At 39.7% G+C, this 12,072-nt stretch carries 13 protein-coding genes; all 13 read right to left on the reverse strand.

Annotated elements, in window-relative coordinates; translation table 11 throughout:
* Nucleotides 1–92: 92 nt before the first annotated feature.
* Complete coding sequence (atpE, locus tag BAOM_RS22595) at nucleotides 93–317, reverse strand: F0F1 ATP synthase subunit C (RefSeq protein WP_119115786.1); 225 nt, start codon at nucleotides 315–317, stop codon at nucleotides 93–95.
* A gap of 71 nt (nucleotides 318–388) precedes the next feature.
* Nucleotides 389–1,105 carry a F0F1 ATP synthase subunit A gene (gene atpB / locus BAOM_RS22600; protein WP_127762206.1) on the reverse strand — a complete coding sequence of 239 codons (717 nt, stop codon included), beginning with the start codon at nucleotides 1,103–1,105 and terminating at the stop codon, nucleotides 389–391.
* A 22-nt stretch (nucleotides 1,106–1,127) separates the two neighbouring features.
* Nucleotides 1,128–1,496: an ATP synthase subunit I gene (locus BAOM_RS22605; RefSeq protein WP_127762207.1), complete on the reverse strand. Its 369-nt coding sequence runs from the start codon at nucleotides 1,494–1,496 to the stop codon at nucleotides 1,128–1,130.
* Between the two features lie 17 nt (nucleotides 1,497–1,513).
* Nucleotides 1,514–1,726 carry an AtpZ/AtpI family protein gene (locus BAOM_RS22610; protein ID WP_127762208.1) on the reverse strand — a complete coding sequence of 71 codons (213 nt, stop codon included), beginning with the start codon at nucleotides 1,724–1,726 and terminating at the stop codon, nucleotides 1,514–1,516.
* A gap of 221 nt (nucleotides 1,727–1,947) precedes the next feature.
* Entirely contained in the window at nucleotides 1,948–4,164 is a 2,217-nt protein-coding gene (locus BAOM_RS22615) for a S8 family serine peptidase (protein ID WP_127762209.1), read from the reverse strand.
* Between the two features lie 186 nt (nucleotides 4,165–4,350).
* Nucleotides 4,351–5,487, reverse strand: a complete 1,137-nt coding sequence (wecB, locus tag BAOM_RS22620) for a non-hydrolyzing UDP-N-acetylglucosamine 2-epimerase (protein ID WP_373995352.1) — start codon at nucleotides 5,485–5,487, stop codon at nucleotides 4,351–4,353.
* A gap of 97 nt (nucleotides 5,488–5,584) precedes the next feature.
* Entirely contained in the window at nucleotides 5,585–6,214 is a 630-nt protein-coding gene (gene upp / locus BAOM_RS22625; protein ID WP_119115792.1) for a uracil phosphoribosyltransferase, read from the reverse strand.
* A 257-nt stretch (nucleotides 6,215–6,471) separates the two neighbouring features.
* The gene (gene glyA / locus BAOM_RS22630; RefSeq protein WP_119115793.1) at nucleotides 6,472–7,713 is read right to left on the reverse strand and encodes a serine hydroxymethyltransferase; all 1,242 of its coding nucleotides are present in this window, start codon (nucleotides 7,711–7,713) and stop codon (nucleotides 6,472–6,474) included.
* A 420-nt stretch (nucleotides 7,714–8,133) separates the two neighbouring features.
* A complete protein-coding gene (locus BAOM_RS22635) occupies nucleotides 8,134–8,721 on the reverse strand; it encodes a TIGR01440 family protein (protein WP_127762696.1) in 588 nt (195 codons plus the stop codon).
* 38 nt (nucleotides 8,722–8,759) lie between these two features.
* Complete coding sequence (gene rpiB, locus BAOM_RS22640; protein WP_127762211.1) at nucleotides 8,760–9,200, reverse strand: ribose 5-phosphate isomerase B; 441 nt, start codon at nucleotides 9,198–9,200, stop codon at nucleotides 8,760–8,762.
* Between the two features lie 97 nt (nucleotides 9,201–9,297).
* Nucleotides 9,298–10,587 carry a methyl-accepting chemotaxis protein gene (locus BAOM_RS22645; protein ID WP_127762212.1) on the reverse strand — a complete coding sequence of 430 codons (1,290 nt, stop codon included), beginning with the start codon at nucleotides 10,585–10,587 and terminating at the stop codon, nucleotides 9,298–9,300.
* A gap of 24 nt (nucleotides 10,588–10,611) precedes the next feature.
* Complete coding sequence (locus BAOM_RS22650; protein WP_127762213.1) at nucleotides 10,612–11,055, reverse strand: low molecular weight protein arginine phosphatase; 444 nt, start codon at nucleotides 11,053–11,055, stop codon at nucleotides 10,612–10,614.
* A 368-nt stretch (nucleotides 11,056–11,423) separates the two neighbouring features.
* Nucleotides 11,424–11,978 carry a manganese efflux pump MntP gene (locus BAOM_RS22655; protein WP_127762214.1) on the reverse strand — a complete coding sequence of 185 codons (555 nt, stop codon included), beginning with the start codon at nucleotides 11,976–11,978 and terminating at the stop codon, nucleotides 11,424–11,426.
* Nucleotides 11,979–12,072: the final 94 nt, after the last annotated feature.

A 12,072-nucleotide genomic window follows, 5' to 3' on the forward strand; every position in this document is an offset into this window, starting at 1 on the left:
TACCATTCTAGAAAAGTTTCAAGTTAACATAAAGCAATGGCGAAGGTTCTCCTGGAATGCTCTTCGCCATTATTAAACTTCTTAAAATTATCTTATTGACCCATAACGATGAATGCGATAACTACCGCGATGATTGGAAGGGCCTCAACTAACGCAACCCCAACGAACATTGTAGTTTGAAGCATACCACGAGCTTCTGGCTGACGAGCCATCCCTTCGATTGTACGACCAACGATAAGACCGTTACCAATACCAGCACCTAATGCACCTAAACCAACTGCGATTGCAGCAGCGATAAGACCTAAAGAACCTGTCATGATAAATTTCCTCCTTGAAAATGTTTATTAGTTTTTAAATAGAATGTTCAAATATTGAACAAAGTTTATAATTAATGGTCGTCACTTACTTTATGAGAAAGATAAACCATCGTTAACATAGTGAAGATAAACGCTTGAATGGAACCGACAAAGACACTGAATCCTTGCCAAGCTAACATTGGTAAAACAGCACCAAGTGCACCAAATACACTACTTGTTCCTAATCCTACAAGTAAGCTTAATAGCAACTCACCCGCATAGATATTCCCGTAAAGACGCAGACCTAACGTTAACGTGTTAGAGAACTCTTCAATTACTTTTAACGGGAATAAGAATCCCATTGGCTGAACATAAGTTTTCGCGTAAGCTTTTCCGCCTCGCATTTTAATACCATAATAATGAGTTAATCCCATTACCATTACGGCTAATGTTAACGTAATCGCTGGATCGGCTGTAGGTGATTTCCACCATAATTCATGCCCGACTACAACCGCAAACGGTAACCCCAACATATTGGATACAAAGATGTACATGATTAATGTCATCCCTAACATAAGGAAACGACCACCTGTACGCCAATCCATATTGCTGTTGATGATATTTTTAACAAAATCCATAACCCACTCAATGAAGTTTTGGATTCCCGTTGGCTTCATCGCAAGTTGACGAGTTGCCGCTACAGCGATAATAAAGACTATAAGACTTGCGACAGTAATCATAAGGACGTTGGCCAAATTGAAATATATCCCGGTATCCATAAGTTCCCACAAAGGAGCTTCATGATTCAACAGTATTCACCTCTCTTCTTTACTAGCGACGTAAAATTTGTATAAAATAATCTATCATAATGACAAAATAGGCTGTCATTAATCCCATAACCACACTTGCTATTTGAAACTTGTCAGGATACTGTAAAGCGATCACCGCAGCTAGGGCTCCTACTGACATTCTTGTCACGCTGCCAAGGGACTTCATCTTTCTGCCTGCTGCTGCTGCCTCAGTGAATTTTCTGTTTTTTTTGACCATTGACCAGAAATTAATTAGGCTACACATTGTTCCAAGCATAAGTCCTTGGAAAATTGTATCATACGGAGTAAATGCTGCTCCTAGTATGTAAATACTCAATAAATACAAAATGTACTTTCGTTGCCTAATGAACATAGTATCTAATTCTGGCATGTTGTCATATAATCTCCCTAGAAATATTGTCGAACTGTGCTGAGCATTGCAATAATGCCGGTAGCAAGTCCTATTAGAAGGCCTACCACTAAAAGCAGCGGTTCGGTATTAAATGTGCTATCAAGCCATTTTCCAAAGAAAATACCTATCAAGATTGGACCGACTAATTGTGAAAGAATCACTGAAATCAATGCCATGGCCTTAAATGGGTGGCGCTTGTTCTGACTCATAATCGCATCCTCGTGGTTGAATTTGGTGATGGATAAATCAAGGAAGAAAGTGGTATTCAAACGACATTTTTCGCACTTGAAAACCCTCTCATTTCATATCCTTAGTTAGCATACAATAGGCTAGAATCAATGTCAATGAGTGGTTAGTGAAATTTGTCACAGATTCGTAAGTTTTAACGAATTGTTCACATCTTTTGTCGAATTTTGACTTGACAACCTTTTTAATCGATGTGTATCATCGTTTCAATTCGATCTTCCCTTGTGCCTCTTTTGGCAAAAATAATGGCTTTATATATCCCAGATGGAGGTAGTTTCTTTCCTGTTACTTCTCGTTTAATAAGTCCTGGCGGGACCGTTTTTTTCCAGTCCATAAACCCAACAAAGGCTAAGCTATCTGCATCATACAGGGCAATGCCAAATTCATCTGCTCCACGAGGTAAATACATTTCATAGCGATACGTGCCTATTTTATCTCCTTGGCCAAATTCAAATCCCATAATTCTAGGGTAATCCGGTTCTTCTTTTACATACAAGAATGGCAAGTTGATTTCCCTAGTTCCTTCCATTAAAATAAGATATCCGTCATAGACCCCTTTCTTCATTTCAGATGGGTTTATTTGTAATCCGATTATCAACTTTTTCTTTTCACCTGGCTGAACGGTAAAGATTGTTGGCAAATTCCAAGTAATACCTGGTTCTTTTAACGGCATACGAAACGAGTAATGCTGCTCTGCAGGCCCCGTATTTTCTACCACAATTTCTTCTTGATGTTCGTCAATCCCTTCTTTTCGTGTATACATCCCAAACGAAAGAGAACTCGGATATAACAAAGTATCTGCCTTAAGAGCTTCCGCAATCTGCAACCGGCCTGCCCCTTGTTCAAACGTATGATACCAGTCTCGACTCTTATTCTTTAAAGGCTTGGCTGTTGTCATCAAAGCTGATTTGATTTGGTTTGGTGTCCAATTAGGGTGAGCTTGCAGCAATAGAGCACAAGCTCCAGCAACATGGGGAGCTGACATACTTGTTCCAGCAAGTTCCGTATATCCATTAGGAATCGTACTATAAATCCCGACACCTGGAGCGAGAATATCAGGTTTAATATTCCAGCTTACGGTCACTGGCCCCCTTGAGCTAAAATCAGCTAGTCTATCTTGTTCCTTTCGATAAACAAAGCTGACGGGCCGGCCTTCTTTATTAGAAATCATCCTTTTAATCCGCTCTCCATCCTTTTTTGGAATCGTTGCTGCAGGAAGGTTGACATCTTTCCCTAACCCAGCTGTAAAAGACCCTTTTGTATTATTAAAAATAATGACAGCCTTAGCTCCTGCTTTTTTCGCATTTTTCACTTTATCCAAAAAACTTAATTTCCCTCGTTGAATAAGAACAATTTTCCCTTGAACACCTTTTAATTCTTTTCGTTCGCCAAGCCCACCATCTACTATGTTTTCTGAAGAAGCGATAGACCACTCTTTTGCCCCTTGTACAGGCAGCAGACTTACTTCTTGCTTCTCTGTTCCGAGCCCATATATAAGGTATGGAACTTTCATCGGTGGTGTAGAGGCTCCAACAGATATCGCCTTTTCTGATGTTCCCGGGGAACCAACTGTCCAAACGGCTGGACCTGAATTGCCGTTTGAAGTAACCGCAACAATACCTTGATCTACGGCTTTATTCAGAGCCAAAGATATTGGTAAATCCGGGCCATTCACTTCATTGCCAAGTGACAAATTTAACACATCAACCCCATCTTCAATAGCGGCATCAATCGCTAACAACACTTGCTCTGTATCCCCCGATCCTCCTGGTCCTAAAGCACGGTAAGCATAAATTTCAGCTTCAGGGGCAACCCCTTTCACCTTTCCGTTTGCTGCAATAATTCCAGCAACATGTGTCCCATGAATAGTTGCCAACTCAGGGTTTCCCCTCGTTTCCATTGGGTCATTATCATGGTCGACAAGATCTTTGCCTCCTTTATAAGCATGCTTTAAGTCCGGATGTGTATAATCAATCCCTGTATCAATAACCCCCACTTTAATTCCTTTTCCTGTTATTCGTTGTTTCCTTGAATCATATACCCCTCTTACTTGGTCGCCTCCAATAAAGGGGACACTCTCATCTAACGCAGCATGATAAACGGCTATTTCCGTTACCGCTTGAATAAACGATTCTTGTTGTAATTTGGCTACATCACGCTTTTTCCCTGATACAGAAAAGCCTGTAATCGCATGTTTATATATAGTTCTTAGCTTTAGTGAGGGATATTTTTTTAACACCTGCTCAATTTGCTCTTTCTTCATCGTGTCCTTAAGAATTACAACCGCTGTTGTACGTGTTAATTCTGAAACCTTTGGTAATGGCGGGACATGAATCGCCGCAAATCCACTACTACTTCCCAAAACTAACAAAAAGCTTATTAACCAAATCAGCCTTTTCACATGCAGTCGCCTCCCCCCTTTAGGGTTATAATTTCACAACAAAGAGAGAGTATACGTAGAAAGTTGGCGGGATTATGAAGGAATTTGGCGGGATTCCCTTCATAATTAGCGGGATCATCCAGCCATTTGGCGGGATTTCATCAAGATACTTCCAAATAATACACATAAAAAAGAAGCTGTCTAAAGTTAGACAACCTCTTTCTCAGGTTCAAATCGATTTGGCGGCATATCAATTTGTTTAAAATAATAACGAATGGCTTTTGCTATCCGCTCTGAAGCATGTCCATCTCCATATGGATTCGAAGCTTTTGACATCTTGTCATGCTCATCACGATTCGTCAGCAATTCATGCGTCAGTTTATAAACCGTTTCCTCATCCGTTCCAGCTAAGCGTAACGTACCAGCCGCAATCCCCTCTGGACGCTCTGTCGTATCTCGCAAAACAAGCACCGGTACCCCAAGTGAAGGAGCTTCTTCTTGTATACCGCCCGAGTCTGTCAAAATCAAATACGCTCTTGCTGCAAAGTTATGAAAATCTAACACATCTAATGGTTCAATTAAATGAATGCGCGGATCATTACCTAGTATCTCCTCCGCCAATTCCCGAACAGCTGGATTCAGATGAACCGGGTATACGACTTGAACATCTTCTTGCTCCATCACAATCCGCTTTACCGCACGAAAAATATTTCGCATCGGCTCCCCTAAGTTCTCACGACGATGTGCCGTTAATAAAACAAGACGATCCTCTCCAAGTGCCGATAAAACTGGATGAGAATAGGCAGCTTGAACGGTTGTTTTTAACGCATCGGTTGCGGTATTACCTGTAACAAAAATATGGTTCGTTTTATGTTCTTGAACTAAATTTTGTTCGGCTTGGAGCGTTGGAGCGAAATGAAGATCAGCCAGCGTACCCGTTAACTGGCGATTCATCTCTTCAGGGTATGGAGAGTATTTATTCCACGTTCGTAAACCAGCTTCAACGTGACCAATAATAATTTGGTTATAGTAGGCAGCAAGACTTGCCGCAAATGTCGTCGTCGTATCTCCATGTACAAGGACAATATCTGGCTCAGCTTCTTTCATCACACGGTCTAAGCCAGACAGCGCTTTTGTTGTAATATCCGCCAGTGTTTGACGGTCTTTCATAATATTTAAGTCATAATCAGGCTGGATAGAAAATAAATCAAGCACTTGATCGAGCATTTGTCTATGTTGGGCCGTTACCGCCACAATTGGTGTAAAAAATTCTGGGTGCTTTTGAAATTCAAGAACAAGCGGTGCCATTTTAATAGCCTCTGGCCTTGTCCCAAAAATGGTCATAACCTTAATTGGTTTTATCACATCAAACACCCCATTTTTCATATAGTCAAACAAAATAACAACTGTTTAAAATGTACAGTCGCTTTCTTCGCTCAGCTTATTTTGTACCAAACAAACGATCTCCGGCATCACCAAGTCCCGGTACAATATAGCCATGGTCATTTAATTTCTCATCAAGACCTGCGATATAAATATCAACATCTGGATGCGCTTCTTTCAATGCATCTACGCCTTCTGGAGCTGCAATTAAGCACATGAATTTAATATTGACCGCTCCGCGTTTTTTAATAGAATGAATGGCTTCAATCGCTGATCCGCCTGTTGCAAGCATTGGGTCTACAACGATGCATTCTCTTTCTTCTAAATCACTTGGCATCTTCACATAATATTCAACCGGCTTTAATGTTTGTGGATCGCGGTATAGACCAACATGACCTACTTTTGCAGCTGGAATGAGCTTAATAATCCCGTCAACCATTCCAATACCTGCACGCAAAATCGGAACAATCCCTAATTTTTTCCCTGAAAGCATTTTTACTTTTGCTTTACTAACAGGTGTTTGAATTTCTACTTCTTCTAACGGCATATCTCTTGTAATTTCGAAAGCCATTAAAGAGGCTACTTCATCAACAAGTTCGCGAAATTCCTTTGTTCCTGTATTTACATCGCGTATGTAAGCTAATTTATGTTGGATTAACGGGTGATCAAATACATATACTTTTCCCATTTTGCATCTCTCCTTCATTTATGTTACTACTCCATTATTAACATTTTACTAAGCAAATATTAAATATTGATAAAATATGGACGTATGTTTTTCACTTCTAATATTCACATCAACTCATTGTACAGAAAAACCTATCAATCTTCAATAAAGGTTTAAAAGTCTGATTTTTCAAAAAGAAAAAGGACCAGCCTCCACGAGATCATATTGATATGATCATGTTGTGGAAGCTAGTCCCTTTACGTCACTCTCTTATTTGATTAAAGTGATGGATATAATTGATATTTACCAGAAAGAGCCGCTACACGTTGTCTTGCTTCTTCTAGTTTCGCTTCATCTTCATGGTTTTTCAATACAAGACCGATGATAGACGCGATTTCGTCCATATCTTCTTCTACAAAGCCACGAGAAGTAACCGCAGCTGTACCGATACGAATTCCGCTTGTAACGAATGGTTTTTCCGGATCAAATGGAATCGCATTTTTGTTAACTGTAACCCCTACTTCATCCAACACAATCTCAGCTACTTTACCTGTTAAGTTAACGGAACGAACATCTACTAGAAGAAGGTGGTTATCTGTTCCGTCAGAAACAAGTGTAAAGCCTTCTTTTTTCAAGCCTTCGCCAAGACGTTTTGCATTTGCAATAATTTGTTTTCCGTACTCTTTAAAATCGTCTTGAAGTGTTTCACCAAATGCTACAGCTTTCGCAGAGATAACGTGCATTAATGGACCACCTTGAATACCAGGGAAGACTGATTTATCAATTTGCTTACCAAACTCTTCTTTACAAAGAATCATTCCACCACGTGGTCCACGAAGTGTTTTGTGCGTTGTTGTTGTTACGAAATGTGCATGCGGCACTGGACTTGGATGTAAACCTGTTGCAACAAGACCTGCGATATGCGCCATATCAACCATTAAGTACGCACCTACTTCATCCGCGATTTCACGGAAACGCTTGAAATCGATTTGACGTGGATAAGCACTTGCACCAGCTACGATTAATTTTGGTTTATGTTCACGTGCTTTTTCTAATACATCGTTATAGTCAATGCGGTGATCTTTTTCATCTACACCATACTCAACAAAGTTGTAGTTTACACCACTGAAGTTTACATGGCTTCCGTGCGTTAAGTGACCGCCATGAGAAAGGTTCATTCCAAGAACTGTATCCCCCGGTTTAAGAACTGTAAAGTAAACCGCCATATTCGCTTGTGCTCCAGAGTGAGGTTGTACGTTTACATACTCCGCTCCAAAGATTTGTTTCGCACGGTCGCGAGCTAAATCTTCCACGATATCAACATACTCACAGCCACCATAATAACGTTTACCAGGATAGCCTTCTGCATATTTATTTGTTAATACAGATCCTTGTGCTTCCATTACCGCTTCGCTTACGAAGTTCTCAGAAGCGATTAGCTCGATTTTACTTCTTTGACGGCCTAATTCAAGTTGAATCGCCTTAAACACTTGTTCATCTTGTTTTTCTAAAATACTCATTACGTAAAGCCTCCTAAGTTATTGTTGCGGGTATCTTCGCTTTTTTATTTATGGACAACATGCCCTCAAAATAGGCATGAAAAAGCCTACTGCTTAGTTATTTCGAAAATTCTACTCCATTTTAACACGTCTTTTTTGGAAACGATAGTCTCTTTTTTGCGAACATTTAAATTTAAACAAGAAAAAATCGTTCGTTTTTTCCATCTCCCACCGTTATAATCCTTCCTTATACCGTTATTTTACAACGCGAATTATAAAAATGGCACGTTGTTGACTCTCACTCATTTATGTAAGACACAGTCTCAGACAGGTGAGCCAAAAATCGTATGATCAATAATATTATTTAACAAAGCTGATAAAATAAAACAGAAAAAGCTGAGGCAAACGATTGTCTGCTACAACCCCTTGCCTCAGCTTTATTTAACAACTGGTATTCATGACATCATTCGTATAAACCGCTCTTTCGCCGCCAATTAGTTTCGGACGCGTTTTAGCGAGCGTTACGTGAGCGTGTCCAACCCCTTTAATCGATGTTCGAATTGGAACAGCCACATGTTTTATATGCATGCCAATAAATGTATCCCCAATATCAATGCCCGCTTCGGCTGTAATATGCTCTACAACAACAGGATTATTTAACTGTTGATAAGCATACGTAGCCATGGAGCCGCCCGCTTTACGAACAGGAACGACAGATACTTCTTCATATCCTCGTTGCTCAGCGATTTCACGCGGTAAAACGAGCGCACGGTTCAAATGTTCACAACATTGAAATGCAAGCCCAACCCCCGTCTGTAGTTGAAAGGCTTGCAACTCACTGTAAATCATTTCAGCTACGGCAAGCGTGCCACCTGTGCCAATTCGCTTGCCGATAACTTCACTTGTACTGCATCCAATCACAAACAAATGCTTGTCATTTAACTGAGCAGCGTCTTGAAATTCTGTTAAAATCGTACGAAGTTGCTCTCTCCATTTGTTTAATTCTATTGAAAAAGAAGCCTCATCCATCATCTAACATGCGCATCCTTTCAAAAATGCTTACTTACTTATTTTCCTTCATAATCAGCAATTTTACCGATACGATTTGCATGGCGCCCGCCTTCAAATTCATTTGTCAGCCAAGCTTGTGCAATTTCACGCGCTAATCCAGGTCCAATAACACGCTCTCCCATAGCTAATACATTGCTGTCATTATGTTGACGTGTTAGTTTTGCACTATATACATCATGCACAAGCGCACAGCGAACACCCTTTACTTTATTCGCAGCAATACTCATTCCAATCCCTGTGCCGCAAATAAGAATACCACGGTCAAATTCTCCTTGAGCCACCTTCTCGGCAACTGGCAGTGCATAATCTGGATAGTCGACTGATGTTGAACATTCACAGCCAAAATCTTCATACGGAATTTGTAATTCATCCATTAATTGTTTAATTTCTTCACGGATTTTAATTCCTCCATGATCTGATGCAATTGCTACTTTCATCCTTATCCCCCTAGATATTTGATATATGTATTGTGTCACAAAAGTATAAAAAGATAAAGAAAAGCAAGAAATCTTATCATGATTTCTTGCTCAACGATTAAATCCGAAATCGAGTAATAGTTTGCTTCAATTTCTCTGCTTGTTCTTTTAAATCCGAAGCCAAACCATCTACATTCTCCATAATTAAAGCTTGTTCATGTGTAGTCGTCGTTACTTCCTCTGCTCCTGCTGACGTTTCTTCTGCAATAGCTGCTACTTCCTCCGTTTGCTGAGACGTATGCTCAATGCTCTCCATTTGACGATCGACAAGATCAGTGATGTCTTGAACTTCCGCTACCACATTGTGAACTTTTTTCGTCATATCGGCAATGACCACATCGGTTTCGGCCCCTTTTTGCGCACCTTCATTGGCAGCTGCCACTTGCTCTGTAATTTGTCTAACAACAACTTGAACTTCATGCTGAATATTTTGAATAAAGCCAGTGATGCCTTGAACCGCTTTCGCACTTTCGTCGGCTAATAAACGAACTTCCTCCGCTACGACCGCAAAGCCTCTCCCATGCTCTCCAGCACGAGCAGCTTCAATGGAGGCATTTAAAGCAAGCAAATTCGTCTGTGCTGCAATATCGCCAACAAGCTCGATAATTTGGCCAATCTTATTTGCATTTTCCTCTAAACGCTTGACCGACTTTAAGGATGCTCGATTTTCTTCAGCTAAACTCTCAATTCCTTGTACGAGGGAAGCAATCACTTCTTTACTCTTCATCAATTCATTCATCATTTCACTTGAAGAAGCAACGGATGCTTTCGCCTTACTTTGTACTTGATGTGCAATCATCGTGACATCTTCCATAGACTGAGCCGTACTCATAATAGATACAGCTGAAGTATCCGCACCTTTTGAAATATCGTCAATTGTAGCTGCAATAGTTTCCGCTTGCTGAGAAGCCTTCTTCGCTTCTTCTGAAATATGGATGACTTTACGATTCGTTTCTTGAAAATTCCCCTCAATGCTTTGAACCATTTCTCTTAAGTTAAACAGCATATGATTGAAAGCAACACCTAGAGAACGAATTTCATCATCGGCCTTCGCTAATTCCACTTCTTCTGTAATATTTCCATTCGCCGCATCTAATGCTACTGCCTCTAATTTGCGCAATGGATTGATAATCACGCCTGCTGCAAAAAAGGCAAGTATACCTGACCAAATAATCCCTAATGATAATGTAATAATAATAAAAGCAACTAAATTCCATTCTGGAAAAAATAATGGTTGTAGAACAAAAATAAACAAACCTGACGTTGTATAAGTAACTAAGGCTACCAATGTAATAAAAATGGCCATTTGTTTTCGTAAGCCGAACTTAAAATGCTTTCTCTCTGCCATTGCTTTTCCCCCTTGTACACGCGCCTATACTCCTAATTTCTTAATTAGTTTAGTAATTAAGGACTCAAGCTCCCTAAATGTTTCTCGATATACATCTTGCGAACCACCATAGGGATCCATAACATCCATATTGGTTATATCGTCATTTACGTACTCTTTTAAAGTGAAAACCTTATTCAAAGTTTTTGGGAAAGAATTAATAATGGTGGATTTATGTCCTTCTGTCATCGTAAGAATATGAGTAGCCCACTCCAATTCTTCTTCTGACAACGACATAGAGGAATGATGATGTATAATATTATGCTCACGTAATGTTTTTTCGGCATATACGGAGGCTTCTTGACCTGTAGCTGCATACACACCTGCTGATTTCACCTTAACTCCCGGAATATTCTTGTCTTTTAAAATCGCTTCTGCCATAGGACTTCTACATGTATTCCCTGTACAAACGAAAAGTATTTTAATCATTTTGTTGGACCTCCTTTATGTTTATAATTATACATGACAGCCCTATGAGTATTATCGGTACTTTTAGCCTACTTATTATTAAAATGTAACATATTATTACTGTAAAAAACTAGATTTTTTCTGTAATTTTTACAGTAATTTCACATTTCCGACATAACCCTTTATTCAACGAACTTCAAAATCCCAGAGCTTATGAAGTTTCGTTATGTATATCGCTCTACTATTGCATCAGCGATTGGGACAACTACATCAAAAGCTTGGTTTCATAGGGATAATTACCTGCACCCCTAATCGTAACGTATATCAAGAGCAGAAACAATTCACGCACTATTAAATTTTTATGAATTTTTTCACAACTGTATTAGTATTTAATTAAACAGTAACAATTTTAGTCCGAAGGCACAAAGAATACTTCCACCTAATATTTCACTGTATAACCCTAAAAGACCTTGAATCTTTCTTCCAATTAATAGCCCGCTCCATGTTAAAATCATCGCCGCCAAACCAAAGCATGTAAGTGCCAAAATGGTCCTTGCTCCATAAATTCCGAGTGTCAGACCAACGGAAAAGCTATCTAAACTCACACTTAAAGCAAATACTAGCAACCCTTTGCCGACCGGTGCAAGCGTAGCACTTTCCCCACCTTTTATACCCGAGAATAACATCTGAATTCCAAGAAGAATAAGCAGTATGCCCCCCGCATAAGCAGCAAATGTACCAAATTGTTCCGATAAAAAACGACCGCATATCATACCTAACAAGGGCATCCAAATGTGGAAAAAACCAACTGTCAGCCCAATCTTGAATATTTGTTTTAGACGTAATTTAAACATCCCCATACCTAATCCTATAGAAAAGGCATCCATCCCTAACGCAAATGCCATAATGATTAATGTAATCAGTTCGTTCATAACAGCCTGCATACGATTCCTCCTCGAATATGCTTGTACTTATACAAGCTATGTACATCGGAGAAAAGTTAGAATCAAAAATGAAACCATAAAAAAGTGAAGCACC

Source organism: Peribacillus asahii, from assembly GCF_004006295.1.
Lineage (GTDB): Bacteria > Bacillota > Bacilli > Bacillales > DSM-1321 > Peribacillus > Peribacillus asahii_A.

Excerpts from the sequence above, each read along its gene's own strand:
- BAOM_RS22635 (WP_127762696.1), bottom strand. The coding sequence starts at position 8,721 with ATGGATGAGGCTTCTTTTTCAATAGAATTAAACAAATGGAGAGAGCAA.
- rpiB (WP_127762211.1), bottom strand. The coding sequence starts at position 9,200 with ATGAAAGTAGCAATTGCATCAGATCATGGAGGAATTAAAATCCGTGAA.
- BAOM_RS22655 (WP_127762214.1), bottom strand. The coding sequence starts at position 11,978 with ATGCAGGCTGTTATGAACGAACTGATTACATTAATCATTATGGCATTT.
- BAOM_RS22610 (WP_127762208.1), bottom strand. The coding sequence starts at position 1,726 with ATGAGTCAGAACAAGCGCCACCCATTTAAGGCCATGGCATTGATTTCA.
- wecB (WP_373995352.1), bottom strand. The coding sequence starts at position 5,487 with ATGACCATTTTTGGGACAAGGCCAGAGGCTATTAAAATGGCACCGCTT.
- BAOM_RS22605 (WP_127762207.1), bottom strand. The coding sequence starts at position 1,496 with ATGCCAGAATTAGATACTATGTTCATTAGGCAACGAAAGTACATTTTG.
- BAOM_RS22645 (WP_127762212.1), bottom strand. The coding sequence starts at position 10,587 with ATGGCAGAGAGAAAGCATTTTAAGTTCGGCTTACGAAAACAAATGGCC.
- glyA (WP_119115793.1), bottom strand. The coding sequence starts at position 7,713 with ATGAGTATTTTAGAAAAACAAGATGAACAAGTGTTTAAGGCGATTCAA.
- atpE (WP_119115786.1), bottom strand. The coding sequence starts at position 317 with ATGACAGGTTCTTTAGGTCTTATCGCTGCTGCAATCGCAGTTGGTTTA.
- BAOM_RS22650 (WP_127762213.1), bottom strand. The coding sequence starts at position 11,055 with ATGATTAAAATACTTTTCGTTTGTACAGGGAATACATGTAGAAGTCCT.
- upp (WP_119115792.1), bottom strand. The coding sequence starts at position 6,214 with ATGGGAAAAGTATATGTATTTGATCACCCGTTAATCCAACATAAATTA.